This window comes from Mangrovibacillus cuniculi (assembly GCF_015482585.1).
Classification (GTDB): Bacteria; Bacillota; Bacilli; order Bacillales; family R1DC41; genus Mangrovibacillus; species Mangrovibacillus cuniculi.
Map to the genome: position 1 here is coordinate 28,382 of NZ_CP049742.1, position 21,407 is coordinate 49,788.

A 21,407-nucleotide genomic window follows, 5' to 3' on the forward strand; every position below is an offset into this window, starting at 1 on the left:
GAGGAGGGCGTTACATGAAAGTGTTAGTAATTGGACGTGGTGGACGTGAGCATGCGCTCGTTCACATGTGTACAAAAAGTTCTTTAGTAGAGGAAGTATATTGCGCACCAGGAAGCGATGCGATTGGTGCGATGGCACAACTTGTAAATGTACAAGAAACGGACGTAAAGGGACTAGCAACATTTGCAGAAGAAGCAGGCATTGGTTTGACGATTGTTGGTCCTGAAGTTCCGTTACTAGCAGGCATTGTGGACCAGTTCCAACAACGAGGATTGCTTATCTTCGGTCCTTCCCAAAAAGCAGCGCAACTAGAAGGAAGTAAATCTTTTGCCAAAGCATTTATGGATCGCCACGGTATTCCGACAGCTTCATATGAGGTAGCGACGGGAATCGAGGCGGTTATTTCTTGGTGTGCCAAGGTCGCACCACCATACGTGTTGAAAGCAGACGGACTTGCTGCTGGGAAAGGTGTCGTCATTGCGTTGACGAAGCAAGAAGCGGTAGATACGGCATTATCTTTCTTTGACGGACAATTAGGCGATGCGGGTAAAACGATTGTACTGGAAGAATATTTGGATGGCGAAGAATGTTCTTTCATGGTCATGGCGAACGGAGAGAACTTCGTAACATTACCAATCTCCCAAGATCACAAGCGTTTGTTGGAAGAAGATCAAGGGCCCAACACCGGTGGAATGGGAGTGATTGCACCGCTAGAACATGTGAGGTTCCAGTGGCAGTCCTTTATTGAAGAAAACATCATAACGCCTACGCTTCGCGGTATGCTAGCAGACGGAATTACGTATCAAGGCGTACTTTACGCAGGCTTAATGATTACGGAGGATGGTCCGAAAGTTATTGAGTTTAACGCACGCTTTGGTGATCCAGAAACACAAGTCGTGTTGCCAATGGCGGAGAGTGACTTAGTGGTGACGATGCTGCAACTGCTGAACGAAGAAAAGGTAGAGAAAGTTGTGTGGCGTGAAGACTTTTCCATCGGTGTTGTGTTGGCAGGCAGCAACTATCCAGTAAGTTCATCTTATGGGGAAGCGGTAGAGTTAATCGAAACTGCAGATGGAAATCTTTATCACGCGGGAACAACTTGGTCTAACGAGCGTGGTGGCTGGTTAACGAACGGTGGAAGAGTGGCATTGTATCAAGCGTTTGGAAACACTCTACAAGAAGCGCAGCAATTAGTATATCAAGTGGTAGATCAGGTCGTAGCGTCTGGTAGCGTAAGAGCAAGACGCGATATCGGAAACAAACTTATCGAGTTCGTCTCCGAGAGCGTCGGACAAATACGTAAGTAATCGCAACAATACCGCCAATGACACTTCCTAAGACATACACCATGTCGGTTACGTATTCCATAAACATAAGTAACACCTCCTAATGTGAGATAAAAGGGTGACGCTGCGGCGTGCACCCTTTTTTGGTTTGGCTGATGGTCGTGAAAGTGCGGCTTTCTTTAGTTGACGACCGTCAGCCGTTGGAGACGGTCGTTAAAAGATAGAGCAGGTTGATTTGACGACCGCCAGCGGGCTGAGACGGTTGTAAAAAGGTGTAGCATGTGGGTTTGACGACCGCCAGCGGGCTGAGACGGTTGTCAAAAGGTGTAGCATGTAGATAAGACGACCGTCAGCGGGCTGAGACGGTTGTCAAAAAGTGTAGCATGTAGATTAGACGACCTTCAGCAAGCTGAGATGGTTGTAAAAAGGTGAAGCATGAAGATTAAACGACCGTCAGCGAGCTGAGATGGTTGTCAAAAGTTAAAATACAAACGCTAGACGACCATCAGCTTCCCACGAAGCTCATCACGCCTCGTTCCTCTTACAGGTTATCCTTCTTCTCAATCCCAGCTTGCTCAGCAAATTCATGTAACATTTCAGGAGGTAACCCAGCTTCTTTTGCAATCTCGCTTGGGCTAGCTTCTGGTGTATGCGACATCTGTTTGCGCTCATCAGCATCATTACCGCCGAAAAATCCTTTTACCTTCTCTGTACCGCGTTTTAGTGAATCATCATTATCATCAAATAATGCTGTCACTGGGCAATAGCGTACAATTCCTTCCGCCACTTTCATTGCTCCCACTAAAATGTACCAAACGTAATGCTCTTTCCAAGGTCGCTTTGTATACTTTGCTGCAGACCAAACAACTAACGTTAAACCAAGTGTAATGCGGATAAGCGCGTTAACAAGGCCAATATTCTGAGATACTTTAAACATAATTCTCTCACTCCTGTCATATGTTTTACATTAAAATTCCAATCCGTTTATGCGTTAAAGTCAGAAATATGGTACGATAACGTCATAAACAGTTTGAGGAGGGGACAAGTTGATCGAGCAGCGCTACCGTTGGAAAAATAAACAGATTCGCGAACAGTTATCCGTCCTTTCACAAGAAGTAACACCGACTCTTGTCCTAAAAGACGCTACTTATCTTCACAGCAAGTTACGTCGTTTCCTAACACAAAATATTTGGATTCATGAAGATCGTATCGTATACTGCGGCCCTGAACTCCCTTCTAAAATAAATGAAAGTAACATCATTTCATTAGAAGGAAAAGTGGTGGTACCTGGATACATTGAGCCTCATGTGCATCCATTTCAGTTATATAATCCCCAGTCATTCGCGCTGTATGCATCAAAGTTCGGAACGACTACCCTTATACAAGACAACTTAATGCTTGCTTTATTGTTAGAAAAAAAGAAAGCGTTTACCTTATTAAGAAAATTCCGTCAACTGCCTGTATCGTTATACTGGTGGAGTCGTTTTGACTCTCAAACGGTACTCGGTATGGAAGACGACCCTTTTACCCATGCCAACGTAAAAAGTTGGTTAGAACACGATGCGGTTTTACAAGGTGGAGAGCTTACGGCATGGCCTCAACTTTTGGCTGGCGACGATATGTTGCTTCACTGGGTTCAAGAAGCGAAAAGAATGAGAAAAAGAGTGGAAGGCCATTTACCTGGAGCATCTCCGCTAACGTTAACCAAAATGGCCCTTGCTGGAGTCGATAGCGACCATGAATCGATCAGTGGCGAAGATGTGTATCAGCGCCTGCTAGCAGGTTTGACAGTTTCCTTACGACACTCGTCTATTCGACCAGATATACCTAAAATTCTGGAAGAGCTTAAAAAGTATGATTTAACAAATTACGATGATTTTATGATGACAACAGATGGATCCTCCCCTTCTTTCTATAAAGAAGGAGTCTCCAATATCTTAGTTAAACTTGCAATAGATAACGGAGTGCCAGTAGTAGACGCGTATCAAATGGTTACTGCCAATGTCGCCAAATACTATCGCATCGATCATCTGCATGGAGAAATTGCCCCGGGTCAAGTGGCGAATGTAAACATTCTAGATCATATGCTAGAGCCAAAGCCATCAGCGGTACTTTCAAAAGGTGTTTGGATAGTTGATATGGAAGGAAATCAATACGAACCAGAAGAGGTAAACTGGAAGGAATATGACTTAGCTCCGTTATCGTTAGATTGGAGCTTACAATCGGATGACTTGCAATTTTCCATGCCATTTGGATTAGAGATGGTTGATGCAGTTATCACTAAACCTTATTCAATCGGCATTGATCCTTATACGGATGCACTGCTAGAACAAGGAGACGAGTGCTTCTTGATGTTAGTTGATCGAGAAGGCAGGTGGCGAATAAACACTCTATTAAAAGGGTTTGCTAAATCGATTGGAGGGCTATGTTCGTCTTTTTCTAGCTCCGGAGACCTTTTATTGATAGGTAAAAGTAAAGAAGATATGCTTGAAGCGTTTGAGGAAATGAAGCGGATGAAAGGTGGAATTGTACTTGTACAAAAGGGTGAAGTGGAAGCAAGGGTTTCCCTTTCAATTGCTGGTACAATGTCCGATAAACCGTTGGAAGAATTAATGATAGAGGAGAGTAAATTCTCCGCCAAAATGAAGGAGCACGGGTACTCATTCCAAGATCCTATCTACTCTCTATTATTTTTCTGTAGCACGCACTTGCCTTATATTCGTCTAACATCGCAAGGAATCTATGATGTCATGAAGAAAACAATACTCTTTCCGACAATAATGCGTTAATATTATATATAAGAAAAGCGATGAAGGAGAGTGCCATGAGTTATTTGCGTTCCATGATTGGAGCTGGTTTAAGTATATGGCTGTTAACTGCTTGTTCTAAGGAAGAAGCGGTGAAACCAGTCAGTGTTCCAGCTGAAGAAGTAGTAGACAATAAAGAAGAAACAGAAGATGGTAAAGAAGTAGAAGCTGGTTTCGAAGCACCATTGTCAGGAGAACTTCTAGAAGAAGAAACTACACAGCGAGCAGTAGCAGTAACGATTAATAATCACCCAAAAGCAAGACCTCAATCCGGTTTAGCAGAAGCAGATATCGTGCTGGAGATGTTAGCGGAAGGGTCCGTTACGAGACTATTAGCCATATACCAAAGTGAACAACCAGAGAAAATCGGCCCGGTGCGAAGTTCAAGGGATTATTTTATTGACTTAGCAAATGGATATGATGCGTTTTACGTTTCGCACGGCTATAGCCCTGATGCGAAATCTAAATTAGACGCAGGTGAAATCGATCATATCAACGGAATGCAATATGATGGTAGTCTATTTAATCGTTCTAGTGAGCGTAGAGCACCTCATAATTCGTATATTACTTGGGCAAACATTGAAAAAGGTGCCGAAATGGTGAGTGCATCCATGGACACACCGCCAAGCGCTAATGACTTTGTAAAAGAGTTACAAGTTGGAAATTCAAGCGATTCCATTGCAAAAGAATTCACAGTTTCGTATTATAATGACGCTAGCTTTACCTCCACTTATACATACGATGAAGGAACCAATGCCTTTCACCGATCTATAAAGGGAGAACAAACCAAGAACAACGAAGACGAGAGACCAGTTGAGCTGAGGAATATAGTTATAATGGAAGCAAAACATAAAATAGTAGACGACGTTGGAAGAAGAACGATTGACTTAGAAAGTGGTGGAAACGCCCTACTTTTCCAACAAGGAACTGTCCAAGAGATAGAATGGCAAAATGAAGATGGCCGTCTTGTGCCATACAGCAATGGAGAACCCATCAAGCTGCTACCAGGGAAGACGTGGATACATCTCGTGCCGGAACTATCCTTTGCAAGCTATTAAAAAGGAGCGAAATACATGCAAATCGATAAATTAAGAGGTCGCGAACTTGACCAACTATTCCAAGCGGTTCTTTCTTTAAATGATCTAGAAGAATGCTATCGATTTTTTGATGACCTGTGTACGGTAAACGAAATCCAATCACTAGCACAACGCTTAGAAGTTGCAAGAATGCTACGTGAAGGAAAAACATACCACAAAATCGAAACAGAAACAGGAGCAAGTACGGCAACTATCTCACGAGTTAAGCGTTGCCTAAACTACGGAAACGACGCATACGAAGAAATGCTTGCGCGTGTACACGAAGACAAAGCGGAAGCAGCAGAAAAATAAGAAGTGATGGGACAAAACGTTGAGGCGTTTTGTTCTTTTTTGTTACGTGACCAGTAACAACTCATCGTTAGCCACGTGATGTGGCTTGTACTTAGATGAGTCTCCTTTGTTAGTTTAATGTTTAAAGGCAAGCGGGAGGAATCGGGGTACAAAAGCGCTTAAGCCGCCATGGGAAGAAGTAAAATCATGCGGCAAAAGCGCTTAGGTCGTCGAGAGAAGAAGGGAATCTTTGTGGCAAAAGCGCTTAAGCCGTCAAGAGAAGAAGGGAATCCAAGGGGAAAACCGCCGAAGCCGCCGAGAGAAGGAAGGAATTCAAGGTGCAAAAGCGCTTAAGCCGCTGAGAGAAGAAGGGAATCCAAGGGGCAAACCGCCGAAGACGCCAAGAGAAGAGGAAACGCAAGGCGACAAACGGCCGAAGTCGCCAGGAGAAGAGGAAACGCAAGGCGACAAACGGCCTAAGCCGCCAAGAGAAGAGGAAACGCAAGGCGACAAACGGCCGAAGTCGCCAGGAGAAGAGGAAACGCAAGGCAACAAAAGTGCGAAGCCGCCAGGAGAAGAGGAAACGCAAGGCGACAAACGTGCGAAGCCTCCAAGAGAAGAGAAAACGTAAGGCGACAAACGGCCGAAGCCGCCATGAGAGGAGGAAACGCAAGGCGACAAACGGCCTAAGCCGCCAAGAGAAGAGGAAACGCAAGGCGACAAACGGCCGAAGTCGCCAGGAGAAGAGGAAACGCAAGGCGACAAACGGCCTAAGCCGCCAAGAGAAGAGGAAACGCAAGGCGACAAACGGCCGAAGCCGCCAAGAGAAGAGGAAACGCAAGGCGACAAGCGGCCGAAGTCGCCAGGAGAAGAGAAAACGTAAGGCGACAAACGGCCTAAGCCGTCAAGAAAAGAGAAAATCCCATGCGGCAAAAGCGCTTAAGCACCAAACATCCTTGCCCCAAGCCCCACCAAAAAATCTTCCAATAACCACTACCAACGAAATTCCTTCCACCATCTAACTATCCCTATGGTCTGCCCTCGACTTTTGTTATAATTTGATGATGGAGATAGACGCTTAATCCATTAAGCGTAAGGAGGACATGTAAAATGTACGATATTAAAGAGTGGCAACATGTGTTTAAAGTAGATCCGAACAAAGAGAATTCGGATGAGTTTATAGAGGCAATTTGTGAATCTGGTACAGACGCTATTATGGTAGGAGGTACGGACGGAGTCACGTTAGATCAAGTATTAGATCTTCTAGTAAGAATAAGAAGATATTCTGTTCCAGTTATTCTAGAAGTGTCAAACTTAGAATCGATCACACCAGGTTACGACCTTTACTTTATCCCGACAGTCCTTAATACAACAAAGACGGACTGGATTACTGGACTCCATCATGCAGCCGTGAAAGAGTACGGGGAGATCATGAACTGGGAAGAAATCCTTGTTCAAGGCTACTGCATTTTAAATCCAGAGTGTAAAGCGGCGAAAGTGACAGAAGCTAATACAAAACTTGATACGGAAGATGTTGTTGCTTATGCACAAATGGCGGAAAAGATGTTTCATCTGCCAATCTTCTATATAGAATATAGCGGAACGTATGGAGACCCAGAAGTAGTGAAGCAAGTAAAAACTCGAACGGATGACATAACTGTGTTTTACGGCGGTGGAGTCACGTCTACAGAGAAGGCTACAGAAATGGCTGCGTATGCAGATGTAGTAGTTGTAGGAAACTATTTATATGATGATTTAGCAGGAGCGTTAAAAACCGTTCAAGCTGTGAAAGGTAAATAAATGCAATTTGAAAAGTAATGTGTTAAAATAGAACAAACGTTCGTAATTAACGGAGGTGCTTGTATGCAATCCCTTGTGGAACGACTATTACAAGGTTTAAATAAAGAGCAAAAAGAGGCAGTACAACAAACAGATGGACCGCTACTAATCATGGCTGGTGCTGGTAGTGGTAAGACGCGAGTGTTAACACAACGTATCGCGTATTTGATGGTAGAAAAAGGAGTAAATCCTTATAATATTCTAGCTATTACGTTTACCAATAAGGCTTCTAGAGAAATGAAAGAGCGTATTGGTGCAGTCATGGGTGGGGCCGCAGAGGATGTTTGGATTTCCACATTCCACTCCATGTGTGTTCGTATTTTACGTCGTGATATCGACAGACTTGGTTACAACAGGAACTTTACCATTCTCGATCCGACTGACCAACAATCTGTCGTAAAAGGTATTTTAAAAGATAAAAATATTGATCCGAAGAAATTTGAGCCTAGAGCTATTTTAAATACCATTAGCTCAGCAAAAAATGAACTGATCGATGCCGATGAATACGAAAAGCAAGCTGGTAACTACTATGATCAAACAATTACAGATGTGTATAAAGAATATCAACGTCGTCTACGAAAGAATTCTGCATTAGACTTTGATGATTTAATTATGATTACCATCCAACTATTCACGCGTGTGCCAGAAGTACTGACTTTCTATCAACGTAAGTTTCAATACATCCATGTGGACGAGTACCAGGATACAAACAGAGCACAATATCAGTTAGTAAAGATGCTTGCACAACGATACCAAAATCTTTGTGTCGTAGGGGACTCTGATCAGTCCATTTATCGTTGGCGTGGTGCTGATATTGCGAACATCCTATCGTTTGAAAAAGATTATCCTCGAGCAAGAGTAATCCTATTAGAGCAAAACTATCGATCCACCAAAACAATTCTAGATGCAGCAAACAAAGTCATTCAAAACAACTCTAACCGTAAGCCGAAAAATCTGTGGACGGACAATGACGAAGGAATGAAACTTTCCTACTACCGTGCTGACAGTGAGCAAACAGAAGCGCAGTACGTTACGGGTAAAATTTTAGAGCTGAAAAAGCAAGATAATCGTAAATTCTCTGATTTCGCAATTTTATATAGAACAAATGCACAATCTCGTGTAATGGAGGAAATGCTACTAAAGTCGAATATCGAATACTCCATTGTTGGCGGTATCAAGTTCTATGACAGAAAAGAGATTAAAGACTTACTTGCTTACTTACGCTTAATTGCGAACTTAGATGATGATATTAGTTTACAACGAGTGATAAATGTTCCGAAAAGAGGCGTTGGAGCAACGAGTGTGGATAAAATCGGTCGTTTTGCAGATATGGCAGATGTGTCCATGTTTGAAGCATTGAAAGATTTAGACTTAATAGGCTTAAGTCCGAAGATTTCCAAAGCTGTCACGGAGTTTAGACAACTAATAAAAAATCTGCACGACATGCAAGAATACCTATCTGTAACGGAATTAGTAGAGCAAGTAATTGAGAAGTCTGGATACAGAGATATGTTAGTGGCTGAAAAGTCTCTAGAAGCGCAAAGTAGATTAGAGAACATCGACGAGTTTTTATCAGTTACCAAGTCATTTGAAGAGTCTCAAGACGATAAAAGCTTAATAGCTTTCTTAACGGACTTAGCTTTAGTTGCCGACATTGATCGTTCGGATGAAGATGAAGAGAAATCTTCAGACTCTGTTATCTTAATGACTCTACACTCTGCTAAAGGACTAGAGTTCCCTGTTGTATTCCTAATGGGTATGGAAGAAGGGGTATTCCCGCATAGCCGTTCCTTAATGGAAGAAGAGGAAATGGAAGAAGAACGCCGCCTAGCATACGTAGGTATTACTCGTGCAGAGGAACAGCTATTTATCACAAATGCACAAATGCGTACCCTTTTTGGACAAACCAAGATGAATCCTGTTTCTCGCTTCATTAAAGAAATTCCAGAAGAATTAATTGATACAGTGGAAGTAGGAAACAAGAGAGAGTCACAATCTACGCTAAACACTCCATTTGGTTCTTCTCGTTCTGGTGGATATGGTGGCATGAGATCAACAACTTCTTATGGAGCACCTACAAGACCTCCTGTAAAACGCCCACAAGTGAACAATGCTGCTACGCAAAGTTCATGGAGTGTGGGAGATAAAGCAGAACACGGAAAGTGGGGAACTGGAACAGTTGTAAGTGTAAAAGGTTCAGGTGACGGACTGGAACTAGATATCGCATTCCCAGCACCAACTGGTGTAAAACGACTAATGGCTAAATATGCGCCAATACAGAAAAAGAGCTAACGGATACGGAAGGATAAGGTGATTCCATGACAAATCAAGCGGAACAACGAGTGAAAGAACTGCAAAACCTCCTTCAACAGTATGACTATGACTATCATGTGTTAGATAAACCTGCAGTATCAGATGCAGAATACGATCAATTACTACGAGAGCTGTCAAAGTTAGAACAAGAACATCCAGAGTTAGTCACACCAGACTCCCCTACACAACGAGTTGGGGGAGCGGTGTTGGATGCTTTTGAAAAGGTTACACACGAGACGCCCATGTTAAGTTTGGGTAACGCATTTAATGCAGATGACTTACGTAGTTTCGACCAGCGTGTCAAACAAGCAGTGGGAGAAAATGTTCGATACGTGAGTGAGTTGAAGATTGATGGATTAGCTGTTTCTCTTCGCTATGAAGACGGTCAATTTGTCAGAGGAGCAACTCGTGGTGATGGAACGGTTGGGGAGAACATTACCGCTAACCTACGAACAATTAAGTCTATCCCATTAACGTTAAAAGAGCCTGTGACGCTAGAAGTTCGCGGTGAGGCGTATATGCCCAAACGATCTTTTGACGCTTTAAATAAACAAAAAGAAGAAAACGGGGAAGAGCTGTTTGCAAACCCTCGTAATGCTGCTGCGGGATCCCTTCGTCAATTAGATACCAAGATTGCAGCTTCCCGTAATCTATCCATTTATGTCTATTCCATTGCAAACCAAGGAGACGCGCCAATCGATTCTCATTCTGGTGGTCTTGATTATTTAGATACGCTAGGTTTTAAGACAAATAAAGAGCGACAAACGTTTGACTCTATGGAGGATGTCATTGAATTTGTAGAGGGCTGGACGGATAAACGTGCAGACCTTCCTTACGATATTGACGGCATGGTGATTAAAGTGGACTCTTTAGCGCATCAAGAAGAGTTAGGATTCACAGCCAAAAGTCCACGTTGGGCTATTGCCTATAAGTTCCCAGCGGAAGAGGTAGAAACGACTTTACTGGATATTGAACTTAGCGTTGGCAGAACGGGTGTCGTAACCCCAACTGCTATTTTAGAACCAGTTCGAGTAGCGGGAACTACTGTACAGCGAGCTTCTTTACATAATGAAGATCTTATTCGCGAAAAGGATTTGCGAATTGGTGATAAAGTGATTATTAAAAAAGCTGGGGACATCATTCCAGAAGTAGTAAATGTACTGGTTGAAAAGCGAACTGGGGAAGAAAAAGAATTCACTATGCCAACGAATTGTCCAGAGTGCGAAAGTGAACTCGTAAGATTAGAAGAAGAAGTAGCACTGAGGTGTGTAAATCCTGCCTGTCCAGCTCAAATAAGAGAAGGATTGATACACTTTGTTTCCAGGACTGCTATGAATATCGATGGCTTGGGTGAAAAAGTCATTACGCAATTGTTCCAACATGAACTTATTAAAGACGTAGCGGATCTTTACAAGTTACAAAAAGAAGAGCTACTAGAATTAGATCGCATGGGGCAAAAATCTGTTGAGAAATTGTTAGCTGCAATTGAACAATCAAAAGAGAATTCACTCGAGAAATTATTATTTGGACTTGGTATTCGTCATGTAGGAGCAAAGGCAGCCAAAACACTTGCAGAAGAGTTTGAGAGCATCGATCAATTAATGAACGCCACGCATGCAGATATTACGGCTATCCACGAAATTGGAGACAAGATGGCTGAGTCCATCGTTGCTTATTTCCAAATCGAAGAAGCACAACAATTGATCCAAAGATTAAAAGACCATGGAGTAAACGTATCCTACAAAGGACCGAAAAAGGTAAAAGTAGAAGATATCGACTCAGTTTTCGCTGGTAAAACGGTTGTGTTAACAGGTAAACTAGAACAGTTGACACGAAATGAAGCAAAAGAAAAATTAGAGGCATTGGGTGCAAAAGTAACCGGAAGTGTGAGTAAGAGTACAGATTTACTTATTGCAGGAGAAGATGCTGGTTCGAAGTTGACGAAGGCAGAAAGTTTAGGAATTGAGATCTGGAATGAAAATCGCCTTGTAGAGGAATTAAATAAGTAAGGTAAGAGGGTGAGGGCATGAGGAAGCTTACGGCCAGTTTGATAGCTTGCTTGCTGGTGTTAGGGGGATGCGCACCGAGCTTTGATCGAGAGAATGAAGTAGTACAGGAAACAGATGATTCCCAAGAAAAAGCAGTAATACCTAGTGTGCAAATATCCGATCAATATTATCGAACAATTACACCATTTAGACCTAGTGCATCACGTGGTCTGATTGCAGCAAACTTAAACACGCAATATGATATTGAAGAGTTTGAACGAGGACTGATGAGAATTGCACAAGAGTCATTTTCTCCAGAGAGATTCTTGTTCCAAGAAGGTCAATATTTAGACAGAGATACAATTAGGTCATGGTTAGCTAGGAAGAAAACAGAGAAGCAATTAGCAGAAGAAAAGATGACAGAAGACCAAAACCTGGGGCTTAATCCTGTTTTACAGGGAGATCCAACGAATGACGAAGTGCAGGAAGATAGCCCGTTGTATCTTGCTCATATTTTAGAACATAACTATCTAGTGCAAAAAGAGGATTCTTTGGAATTAGGTGGTTTAGTTATTGGACTTGCTTTAAACACTACTCATTACTACCAAAAAGAACAGTTTGGTGCTACGTATGAGGTGAACCTTGCAGATAGGGATAAGCAAGTAGAAGAGCAAGGAAAGAAGATGGCGCAACAAATTCTAAATCGTATTAGAGCTAGAGAAGACTTACAAGAAGTACCTGTGACCATCGCTTTGTTTAAGCAACGTCCAAAGCATTCTGTAACACCTGGTAACTTCGTTTCTTTCACAGAAGTGGAGAAGGGGAGTAACAATATAGGTTCCTGGAAAAAATGGAATGAGAAGTATATGTTGTTCCCATCAGATGCGGCACAAAGAGATCACCGTGATGATTACATGCGCTTCTTAAACTTTAAACAGGATATTGATGAATATTACCCTAACTATAATGGGGTAGTAGGTAGAGGATTATACCAAGGTGAGCAGTTAAATAGGTTGACCATTGATATTCCAATCCAGTTTTACGGACAAGCAGAAACAATTGGATTTACACAATATGTGACAGGCTTAGTAACAGAGCACTTCCCAGAGTATTTACATGTTGAGGTAAACATCTCTTCTGTAAGTGGTGCGGAGTCGCTAGTTGTCAAAGAGGCAAATGCGCAAGAGCCTTATGTTCATATTTATCGATAAAGTAAAAACGTCGTCAGAAAAAGTTGGTGAGTAGCTTTTTTAGACGGCGTTTTTGTTACGTGAACAGTAACAACTCCTCGTTAGCCACGTGATATGGCTTGCTCTTAGAGGAGTCTCTATATATTGAGTCCGAATATTGGGGTTTCACGTGCGCTCAAGGGAAGGAAAAGCAAGTGTAGAGCACACGATACGAGAATAACGAGTGCTCAAGGGAAGGAAAAGCAAGAGTTGAGCACACGATATGAGAATAACGTGCGCTCAAGGGAAGTAAAAGCAAGTGTAGAGCGCACAATATGATAATAACGTGCGCTCAAGGGAAGGAAAAGCAAGTGTAGAGCACACGATACGAGAATAACGAGTGCTCATGAAAAGGAAAAGTAAGTGTAAAGCACATCATGACTACATCTCTACAAACAAAAAAACCGCCCAACGCAATGTTAGGCGGTTCTCCACAATCGAATTACTTCGCTTGCTCTTCTTTCAATTTCGCTTCGTAACGATCAAATGTTTCAAGTGTTTCATCGCTAATTTCTTTACCATTGTTCGTAACTAGAGAAACAACGTAAGCTGCTAGTGCAGCAAGGATTACACCAGGTACCATCTCATAGATCGTGGATTTAAGTGCTTCAATACTAATCCAGATAATAACGGTGAATGTACCGACAAGCATACCTGCAAGGGCACCCCAACGAGTCATACCTTTCCAGTATAGAGACATTAGAATTACTGGACCGAATGCAGCACCGAATCCTGCCCATGCGTTACCAACTAATCCTAAGATTGTATCACTTGGATTAATAGCCATTAAGATCGCCACAATGGCTACTAAGAATACAGAGATACGACCAACTAATACTAATTCTTTATCAGAAGCATTACGGCGTAGGAATGATTTGTAGAAGTCTTCTGTTAAAGCACTAGAAGTAACTAGTAGCTGAGAAGAAATCGTACTCATGATAGCTGCAAGGATTGCTGCTAGTAAGAAACCTGTAATGTAGTTGTTAAATAATACATCAGAGAAATAAATAAAGATAGTTTCTGGATTTTCTAACGTTCCTCCATTAACCGTTACATATGCAACCCCGACAAGACCTACTGCTAGAGCACCGATGATGGAAACAATCATCCATGATAAACCGATACGACGTGCAGGCTTTAATTCTTTAACAGATTTAATCGCCATAAATCGAACGATAATATGTGGTTGACCAAAGTATCCAAGTCCCCAAGCAAGGGAAGAAATGATACTAAGTAGTCCAACACCAGTAAAGAAACTTAATAGTGATGGGTCAACGCTTTCTACCGTATCTAATACCGTTCCAACGCCACCTAAGTCAGTAAACGCTACAACTGGTACTAAGATTAAAGCGAAGAACATGATACATCCTTGAACGAAGTCCGTTAAACTTACAGCAAGGAATCCTCCGAATAACGTGTAGGCAATTACAACACCTGCTGTTACCCATAGTCCAACTTGATAGTTTAACCCAAATGCCGATTCAAATAACGTACCACCTGAAACCATTCCAGACATTGTGTAAAGTGTGAAGAAAATAATGATTACTATACCTGACACTAGTCGTAAAATACGTTTCTTATCTCCAAAGCGATTTTCCAAGAAATCTGGAATTGTGATTGAATCGTTTGCAACTTCTGTGTAAACACGTAATCTTGGAGCAAGTAGTAAATAGTTTAAATATGCTCCTATAGAGAGACCGATCGCAATCCACGCACTGGAAAGACCAGTAGCATACATCGCACCTGGCAGACCCATAAGCATCCAACCACTCATGTCAGAAGCTCCTGCTGACATAGCAGTTACCCAAGGTCCTAATTGACGTCCTCCTAGCATGTACTCCGATAGGTTACCCGTAGATTTTTTGTACGCATAGACACCGATAAGTAGCATCCCGATAAAGTAAATGGCTAACGATATACCTATTCCTATATCCATACATCTCTCCCTTTCAAGTTTTTTAAGCACGCTTAAAAACGCACTTTCCTATATAACGCTAACAAACTATACCCAGTGTCTCAACCATGTAAACGTAATGTTACAAATTTGTGACAAGCTATAATTACCATTAAACCAGTAATGAAAGCGTTACCATAAACAAATTAAAATAAAAATATTCTGAAAATTAGACAACCCTATCGGAGGTCGCACGAATACTTTGTCCTAATATAGAAAGATCTATGCACAAAATACTCACACAAGTTGCGAGGTATAGCCTTTCTTTGCTATTATCAAAGGTATTGCGAGTGTTCGTAACCATATTGGAGGTGCAAGGATCATGACAAAGATTTCAAAAGATCAAGTAAAGCACGTTGCTCATCTTGCTCGTCTAGAATTAGATGATCAACAAGTGGATAAATTTGCAGAACAACTTGGTTCCATTATTGGATTTGTGGAACAGTTAAATGAATTAGACACAACTGGTGTAGAACCAACTACACACGTTCTTACGCTAAAAAATGTGATGCGTGAAGATAAATCAATTGCTGGATTGCCACGTGAAGAAGTATTAAAAAATGCACCAGATCATCAAGATGGACAAGTTCGTGTTCCATCCATTTTAGAATAAGGAGGGCTTACCATGTCGTTATTTGATCAACGTTTGTCCCAAACAATGGAACAACTACATAAAAAAGAAATTAGTGTAACGGATTTAGTCAACGAGTCGTATACACGTATTAACGCTGTGGAAGACAAAGTAAAAGCTTTTATCACGTTAGACGAAGAAAACGCTCGTGCGAAAGCAAAGGAATTAGACGAGCTTTTAGGCACGGATGAGGCGAAAGGCCTTTTATTCGGTATGCCTATCGGTGTGAAGGATAACATTGTGACAAAAGGGCTTCGCACAACAGCTGCGAGTAAAATTTTAGAGAACTTTGACCCAATTTATGATGCAACAGTTGTTCGTAAATTAGAGGAAGCAGGTTCTATTACAATCGGTAAATTAAACATGGACGAGTTTGCAATGGGTTCTTCTACAGAAAACTCTGCGTATAACAAAACTCGTAACCCATGGAATTTAGATGCTGTACCAGGAGGATCTTCCGGGGGCTCTGCAGCAGCGGTAGCAGCTGGAGAAGTACCTTTCTCACTAGGTTCTGACACAGGTGGTTCGATTCGTCAGCCAGCTTCTTTCTGTGGTGTGGTTGGACTAAAACCTACATACGGCCGTGTGTCTCGTTATGGACTTATTGCGTTTGCTTCTTCTTTAGATCAAATTGGACCAATTACACGATCTGTTGAAGATAATGCGTACTTATTACAAGCGATTGCGGGACATGACCCTCAAGACATGACTTCTTATCCTGCGGAAGTTCCAAACTATACAGAAGCTCTAACTGGTGACATCAAAGGACTTCGTATCGCTGTACCTAAAGAATATTTAGGTGAAGGTGTACAAGAGGAAGTACGTCAATCTGTTTTAGATGCGCTTAAAGTTCTTGAAGGACTTGGAGCTACTTGGGAAGAAGTATCTCTTCCGCATTCTAAATACGGTGTGGCTACGTATTACTTACTTTCTTCTTCAGAAGCATCTGCAAACCTAGCGCGTTTTGACGGCGTACGTTACGGGTACCGTTCTCCAAATGCAGAGAACTTATTAGAAATTTATAAAAAGACTCGTGCAGAAGGATTTGGAGACGAAGTAAAACGTCGTATCATGCTTGGTACGTTTGCTCTTAGCTCTGGTTTCTACGATGCTTACTATCGTAAAGCGCAACAAGCACGTACGTTAATCAAAAAAGACTTTGAAGATGTATTCGAAAAGTATGATGTGATTGTTGGACCTACAACACCAACACCTGCATTCAACGTTGGAGAGAAAATTTCTGACCCATTAACGATGTATGCAAATGATATTTTAACAATCCCAGTTAACCTTGCAGGAGTGCCAGGTATCTCTGTACCATGTGGATTCTCTAACGGTTTACCACTAGGATTACAAATTATCGGACGTCATTTTGATGAAGCTACACTATATAAAGTTGCACATGCATATGAGCAAGCAACTTCATTCCATAAAGAAAAGCCAAACTTGTAAGGGGGGACTTCAGATGAACTTTGAAACGATTATTGGTCTAGAAGTACACGTAGAGTTAAAAACAGATTCTAAAATGTTTTCACCAGCACCGAATCACTTCGGTTCTGAACCAAATGCAAACACAAACGTAATCGACTTAGGATATCCAGGAGTTCTTCCGGTAGTGAACCAAACGGCGATCGACTGGGGAATGAAAGCAGCTCTAGCGTTAAACATGGAGATTGCACGTGATACGAAGTTCGACCGTAAAAACTACTTCTATCCAGATAACCCGAAAGCATATCAGATTTCTCAATTTGACCAACCAATCGGCTACAACGGCTGGATTGAAATCGAAGTAAACGGAGAAAAGAAAAAAATCGGTATCACTCGTCTTCATTTAGAAGAAGACGCAGGAAAACTAACGCACTCTGGCAATGGTTATTCTTTAGTAGACTACAACCGTCAAGGAACGCCTCTAATTGAGATCGTTTCGGAGCCAGATATTCGTACGCCAGAAGAGGCATATGCATACCTTGAAAAACTAAAATCTATTATCCAATATACAGGTGTTTCAGACTGTAAAATGGAAGAAGGATCTCTTCGTTGTGATGCGAACATTTCTCTTCGTCCATACGGTCAAGAGAAATTCGGTACAAAAACAGAGCTAAAGAACTTAAACTCGTTCAACTTTGTCCGTAAAGGATTAGAGCATGAGCAAGTGCGCCAAGCAAAAGTTCTTTTATCAGGTGGAGTAATTGACCAAGAAACACGTCGTTTCGATGAGTCTACTGGGAAAACAATCTTGATGCGTGTAAAAGAAGGATCTGACGATTACCGTTACTTCCCAGAGCCAGACTTAGTTCACCTTCAAATTGATGATGCATGGATTGACCGTGTTCGTGCGGAAATCCCTGAGCTTCCAGATGCTCGTAAAGCTCGCTATGTAAATGAGCTCGGCTTACCTGCTTACGATGCAATGGTACTAACGTTAACAAAAGACATGTCTGACTTCTTTGAAGCAACAGTTAACGAAGGCGCTGATGCGAAGTTAGCATCTAACTGGCTAATGGGTGAAGTATCTGCATACTTAAACTCTGCGCAAAAAGAGCTAAAAGACAGTGCGTTAACGCCAGAAGGACTTGCGAAAATGATTAAGCTTATTGAAGACGGTACGCTATCTTCTAAGCTTGCGAAAAAAGTATTTAAAACACTTGCAGAAAAAGGTGGAGACCCAGAGAAGATTGTAAAAGAACAAGGGCTTGTTCAAATCTCTGACGAAGGTGTCTTACGCCCGATGATCTCTGAAGTGCTTGATGCGAACCCGCAATCTATCGAAGACTTCAAAAACGGTAAGGACCGTGCCATCGGCTTCTTAGTAGGCCAAATCATGAAAAAATCCAAAGGCCAAGCAAATCCGCCAATGGTAAATAAAATTCTTTTAGAAGAAATTCAAAAGAGATAAGAATAGCAATATTCATCCCAAAAGGACCGTTAGATGTTCTTTTGGGATTTTTTCATATATAAATCTAACATTTGCTATGTGTATTTACTTTGGCGTATGGTAGAGACAGTAAATGGTTGGAGGAGGATAAAGATGCTAAAACAACATTTTGAAAACGGACTAATTCCGGAAAATTACATGAACAGAATGGAAAAGTTACAAGAACCTTTTATGAAAGTATACGAACAGTTCACGGTTCCAACTAATGACCAATCATTCTGGGATGATGTTGCTAAACGAGAATGGAACGCAGTAGTGATTACAGAAGACTGGTGTGGAGACGCGATGATGAATGTCCCGATTTTCTTCAGAATCACAGAAGCAGCTAACATCCCAACGCGAGTAGTGTATCGTGATTCCACAGAATTAATCGATCACTACTTAACAAATGGAACGGCGAAAGCAATTCCCATTATGGTAGTCTTTGACGAAGAAGGAAAAGAAGTAGCAAAATGGGGACCACGTGCGCCAGAAGCGCAAGCATTTGTTGATCAACAGCGAGCAACATTACCGCCAAAAGAGGCAGAGAACTTTGAAGAAGCAACGAAAGAGTTGTATGCTGGAATACAGCAAAAGTATGTCTCTGATAAGGAACTTTGGAATGCCGTGTATGAAAGTATGAAGCGTATATTTTGAGTAGTTATTAAAGCTGTCTAGGATTCTTGCCTAGACAGCTTTTTCTTGTAGCATTTAGTGAGAAATCTGTCGCATTTTGTCTTGTTACTGAAATGTTTGTAACATTTTAACTTGACAGTTGTGTAAGCTATTTCAATTGTGGTAGATTGAGAGAAAGTAAGAGAACGGGCAATATTTAGAGAAAGGAGGAGAACAACATTGGAGAAAGCAGTAGAGCGCTATTTACAAGGGTTGCGTATGAAAAAAGAAGTGCCTACCGTGAACTATTTACAACGATTAATCCAACAGCAACTAAGTCGAGTGCCATACGAGAATTTTAGTAAATTTCACTATGCGGTAGAAGGAATTTTGGTTCCAAGTTTTGAGCGATATGTAGACGAAGCATTACGCCGTGGTTGGGGTGGGACATGTTACACATTGAATTTCAACTTTGCCAGGTTATTAACGTACTTAGGGTTCGACGTCCACTTAGTTCGCGTTAATCCTGGACATGTAGGACTTCAAGTAATACTAGAGAACCGGGCGTTCTATGTCGATGTTGGGTATGGTTCTCCTCTAATGAAGCCGATCGAACTAGAAAGTCGTCGGGAACAAACGATGCAAGGATTCGGTGAAAAAATCCGTTTTATCCAATCCGGTGACAACCGATACACGATTGAAAGATCCTTTAATGGAAAAGTATTCGTTACCAAAGAAATTGAGTGGACTGCCTTGCAGGAAGAGGACTTTATAGAAGATATGAAGGCTTCCTATAGAGACGACGTAGAAAACGTGACGATGAACCGTCTAACAGCAGTTCGTTTTAGTGGCAACGAGTGTTACTTTTTAAGAAATGACACAATAAAGATCATGACGTATCGCGCACGCCGAGAATTAAAACTAAAAGACGAGCAACGATGGCTACATACAGTACAACAAGTGTATCAAGTGGACGAAGAGACATTAAAAAGTGCCGTCGGAGTCTTGAAAGAGAAGGAACTAGATTTATTTTTATCTTAATAGAGAGTAATGGAAGAGAATCATTCGGTCTGGCCTGTCGATTCTCTTTTTGTATGTTAGAGAGAGAATTGTAAACTCATCTCGGACGTAGGGTTTGGTGCTGAGAAGAGAATAGAAGACCTCTATACTCATCTCGGCCGGAGAACTCGGTGCTCAGAAGAGAATAGAAGGCCTCTATACACATCTCGGCCGGAGAACTCGGTGCTCAGAAGAGAATAGAAGGTCTCTATACACATCTCGGCCGGAGAACTGGGTGCTGAGAAGAGAATAGGAGTGCTCTATACACATCTCGGCCGGGGAACTGGGTGCCGAGAAGAGAATAAGGCATTCCTGTGTCACGAAAATGTATAAAATTAGAAAAATACCATATTAACGAAACTTTCCTAGTGCTTTTTACGTCTAAATTTAGTATGATAACCTTCGTCTAAAAGAAGTTTGAAGAACATACTTCTTAGGAAACAATAAAAATAGATTATGCAAAGAAAGGACAAGGGGGTACAAAATGAAAAGAGCTAGAATTATCTATAATCCCACGTCTGGACGAGAACTTTTTAAAAAACATTTACCGGAAGTATTAGATAAATTAGAGAATGCAGGGTACGAAACATCTTGTCATGCAACAAAATGTGAAGGGGACGCTACGGAAGCTGCTAAAGCTGCTGCTGAGCGAGGATTTGATTTAGTTATTGCCGCTGGTGGAGATGGGACCATTAACGAAGTGGTGAACGGTCTTGCTGATTTTGAAAATAGGCCGAAGCTTGGTATTGTTCCGATGGGTACAACAAATGACTTTGCACGTGCATTACACATTCCAAGAGATGTACATCAAGCGATCAACATCATTGTAAAAGGTGATACGCTTCCAGTGGATATTGGGAAAATGAATGATCGCTACTTTATCAACATCGCTGGTGGAGGACGTCTGACGGAGCTAACGTATGAAGTTCCTAGTAAATTAAAAACTATGCTAGGGGCACTAGCTTACTACTTAAAAGGAATCGAAATGCTTCCTTCTATCCGTGCTTCGCATGTGAAAATTGAATATGATAACGAAGTATTCGAAGGAGAAGTGATGCTTTTCCTAGTTGGATTAACAAATTCCGTAGGTGGATTTGAAAAGCTTGCACCAGATGCTTCTATTAATGATGGTCTCTTTACTTTGCTAATTCTAAAGAAAACGTCTTTAGCGGACTTTATTCGAATTGCGACATTAGCTGTAAGAGGTGAACATATCTATGATGATCATGTAATCTATACAAAAGCTAATCGTATCAATGTTACTACGACAGAAGAAAAAGTACAGTTAAACTTGGATGGAGAATTCGGTGGAGTCTTGCCAGCACAATTTACGAACTTGTATCGTCATTTTGAAGTGTTTGTTCCAATCGAAAACGTGAGACCTCAAGATCAGATATAATAATTA

18 protein-coding genes are annotated in these 21,407 nt (G+C 41.6%); 15 read left to right on the top strand and 3 right to left on the bottom strand.

What is annotated here, in order from left to right:
- Positions 1-14: 14 nt before the first annotated feature.
- Positions 15-1,307, top strand: a complete 1,293-nt coding sequence (gene purD, locus G8O30_RS00135) for a phosphoribosylamine--glycine ligase (RefSeq protein WP_239672994.1) — start codon at positions 15-17, stop codon at positions 1,305-1,307.
- On the opposite strand, the gene G8O30_RS16195 is transcribed toward purD, so the two are convergent.
- Together G8O30_RS16195 and G8O30_RS00140 are read right to left on the bottom strand one after the other, a co-directional pair.
- Positions 1,264-1,374 (bottom strand): EYxxD motif small membrane protein, encoded by a 111-nt coding sequence (locus tag G8O30_RS16195; protein ID WP_338040646.1) that lies wholly within the window; start codon positions 1,372-1,374, stop codon positions 1,264-1,266. The genes purD and G8O30_RS16195 overlap by 44 nt on opposite strands.
- Positions 1,375-1,827: 453 nt before the next feature.
- On the bottom strand, positions 1,828-2,223 hold the full coding sequence (locus tag G8O30_RS00140; RefSeq protein ID WP_239672995.1) for a YgaP family membrane protein: 396 nt from the start codon (positions 2,221-2,223) through the stop codon (positions 1,828-1,830).
- 109 nt (positions 2,224-2,332) lie between these two features.
- Between G8O30_RS00140 and G8O30_RS00145 the strand changes: the two genes are divergently transcribed.
- The 8 genes from G8O30_RS00145 to G8O30_RS00180 all read left to right on the top strand — a co-directional run bounded on the left by G8O30_RS00145 (position 2,333) and on the right by G8O30_RS00180 (position 12,811).
- Positions 2,333-4,075 carry an adenine deaminase C-terminal domain-containing protein gene (locus G8O30_RS00145; RefSeq protein WP_239672996.1) on the top strand — a complete coding sequence of 581 codons (1,743 nt, stop codon included), beginning with the start codon at positions 2,333-2,335 and terminating at the stop codon, positions 4,073-4,075.
- A 35-nt stretch (positions 4,076-4,110) separates the two neighbouring features.
- Positions 4,111-5,151: a DUF3048 domain-containing protein gene (locus G8O30_RS00150; protein WP_239672997.1), complete on the top strand. Its 1,041-nt coding sequence runs from the start codon at positions 4,111-4,113 to the stop codon at positions 5,149-5,151.
- A gap of 15 nt (positions 5,152-5,166) precedes the next feature.
- Complete coding sequence (locus G8O30_RS00155) at positions 5,167-5,481, top strand: YerC/YecD family TrpR-related protein (RefSeq protein ID WP_239672998.1); 315 nt, start codon at positions 5,167-5,169, stop codon at positions 5,479-5,481.
- A gap of 229 nt (positions 5,482-5,710) precedes the next feature.
- Positions 5,711-6,091: a hypothetical protein gene (locus G8O30_RS00160; RefSeq protein WP_239672999.1), complete on the top strand. Its 381-nt coding sequence runs from the start codon at positions 5,711-5,713 to the stop codon at positions 6,089-6,091.
- Positions 6,092-6,570: 479 nt separating this feature from the next.
- Entirely contained in the window at positions 6,571-7,260 is a 690-nt protein-coding gene (pcrB, locus tag G8O30_RS00165; RefSeq protein WP_239673000.1) for a heptaprenylglyceryl phosphate synthase, read from the top strand.
- Between the two features lie 63 nt (positions 7,261-7,323).
- Positions 7,324-9,591, top strand: coding sequence for a DNA helicase PcrA (pcrA, locus tag G8O30_RS00170; protein ID WP_239673001.1), 2,268 nt, complete (start codon positions 7,324-7,326; stop codon positions 9,589-9,591).
- A gap of 26 nt (positions 9,592-9,617) precedes the next feature.
- Positions 9,618-11,621, top strand: a complete 2,004-nt coding sequence (ligA, locus tag G8O30_RS00175; RefSeq protein WP_239673002.1) for an NAD-dependent DNA ligase LigA — start codon at positions 9,618-9,620, stop codon at positions 11,619-11,621.
- Between the two features lie 17 nt (positions 11,622-11,638).
- Entirely contained in the window at positions 11,639-12,811 is a 1,173-nt protein-coding gene (locus G8O30_RS00180; protein WP_239673003.1) for a CamS family sex pheromone protein, read from the top strand.
- 460 nt (positions 12,812-13,271) lie between these two features.
- Here the strand turns inward: G8O30_RS00180 and putP are convergent, their stop codons facing one another.
- Positions 13,272-14,765, bottom strand: a complete 1,494-nt coding sequence (gene putP, locus G8O30_RS00185) for a sodium/proline symporter PutP (RefSeq protein ID WP_275576505.1) — start codon at positions 14,763-14,765, stop codon at positions 13,272-13,274.
- A 340-nt stretch (positions 14,766-15,105) separates the two neighbouring features.
- Here putP and gatC point away from each other — a divergent pair, with 340 nt between their 5' ends.
- From gatC to G8O30_RS00215, 6 genes are all read left to right on the top strand, one after another.
- Positions 15,106-15,396 (top strand): Asp-tRNA(Asn)/Glu-tRNA(Gln) amidotransferase subunit GatC, encoded by a 291-nt coding sequence (gene gatC / locus G8O30_RS00190; RefSeq protein WP_239673004.1) that lies wholly within the window; start codon positions 15,106-15,108, stop codon positions 15,394-15,396.
- 12 nt (positions 15,397-15,408) lie between these two features.
- Positions 15,409-16,866: an Asp-tRNA(Asn)/Glu-tRNA(Gln) amidotransferase subunit GatA gene (gene gatA, locus G8O30_RS00195; RefSeq protein ID WP_239673005.1), complete on the top strand. Its 1,458-nt coding sequence runs from the start codon at positions 15,409-15,411 to the stop codon at positions 16,864-16,866.
- Between the two features lie 13 nt (positions 16,867-16,879).
- On the top strand, positions 16,880-18,310 hold the full coding sequence (gene gatB, locus G8O30_RS00200) for an Asp-tRNA(Asn)/Glu-tRNA(Gln) amidotransferase subunit GatB (RefSeq protein ID WP_239673006.1): 1,431 nt from the start codon (positions 16,880-16,882) through the stop codon (positions 18,308-18,310).
- Positions 18,311-18,442: 132 nt separating this feature from the next.
- Positions 18,443-18,985: a thioredoxin family protein gene (locus G8O30_RS00205; RefSeq protein WP_239673007.1), complete on the top strand. Its 543-nt coding sequence runs from the start codon at positions 18,443-18,445 to the stop codon at positions 18,983-18,985.
- Positions 18,986-19,183: 198 nt separating this feature from the next.
- The gene (locus G8O30_RS00210) at positions 19,184-19,984 is read left to right on the top strand and encodes an arylamine N-acetyltransferase (RefSeq protein WP_239673008.1); all 801 of its coding nucleotides are present in this window, start codon (positions 19,184-19,186) and stop codon (positions 19,982-19,984) included.
- A 502-nt stretch (positions 19,985-20,486) separates the two neighbouring features.
- Positions 20,487-21,401 (top strand): diacylglycerol kinase, encoded by a 915-nt coding sequence (locus G8O30_RS00215; protein WP_239673009.1) that lies wholly within the window; start codon positions 20,487-20,489, stop codon positions 21,399-21,401.
- The last annotated feature ends 6 nt before the right edge of the window (positions 21,402-21,407 follow it).

Coding starts and splice junctions, on each gene's coding strand:
- gatB (WP_239673006.1), top strand. CDS start 16,880: ATGAACTTTGAAACGATTATTGGTCTAGAAGTACACGTAGAGTTAAAA.
- G8O30_RS00155 (WP_239672998.1), top strand. CDS start 5,167: ATGCAAATCGATAAATTAAGAGGTCGCGAACTTGACCAACTATTCCAA.
- pcrB (WP_239673000.1), top strand. CDS start 6,571: ATGTACGATATTAAAGAGTGGCAACATGTGTTTAAAGTAGATCCGAAC.
- purD (WP_239672994.1), top strand. CDS start 15: ATGAAAGTGTTAGTAATTGGACGTGGTGGACGTGAGCATGCGCTCGTT.
- gatA (WP_239673005.1), top strand. CDS start 15,409: ATGTCGTTATTTGATCAACGTTTGTCCCAAACAATGGAACAACTACAT.
- G8O30_RS16195 (WP_338040646.1), bottom strand. CDS start 1,374: ATGTTTATGGAATACGTAACCGACATGGTGTATGTCTTAGGAAGTGTC.
- G8O30_RS00205 (WP_239673007.1), top strand. CDS start 18,443: ATGCTAAAACAACATTTTGAAAACGGACTAATTCCGGAAAATTACATG.
- ligA (WP_239673002.1), top strand. CDS start 9,618: ATGACAAATCAAGCGGAACAACGAGTGAAAGAACTGCAAAACCTCCTT.
- G8O30_RS00150 (WP_239672997.1), top strand. CDS start 4,111: ATGAGTTATTTGCGTTCCATGATTGGAGCTGGTTTAAGTATATGGCTG.
- G8O30_RS00215 (WP_239673009.1), top strand. CDS start 20,487: ATGAAAAGAGCTAGAATTATCTATAATCCCACGTCTGGACGAGAACTT.
- G8O30_RS00140 (WP_239672995.1), bottom strand. CDS start 2,223: ATGTTTAAAGTATCTCAGAATATTGGCCTTGTTAACGCGCTTATCCGC.
- putP (WP_275576505.1), bottom strand. CDS start 14,765: ATGGATATAGGAATAGGTATATCGTTAGCCATTTACTTTATCGGGATG.
- gatC (WP_239673004.1), top strand. CDS start 15,106: ATGACAAAGATTTCAAAAGATCAAGTAAAGCACGTTGCTCATCTTGCT.
- G8O30_RS00180 (WP_239673003.1), top strand. CDS start 11,639: ATGAGGAAGCTTACGGCCAGTTTGATAGCTTGCTTGCTGGTGTTAGGG.
- pcrA (WP_239673001.1), top strand. CDS start 7,324: ATGCAATCCCTTGTGGAACGACTATTACAAGGTTTAAATAAAGAGCAA.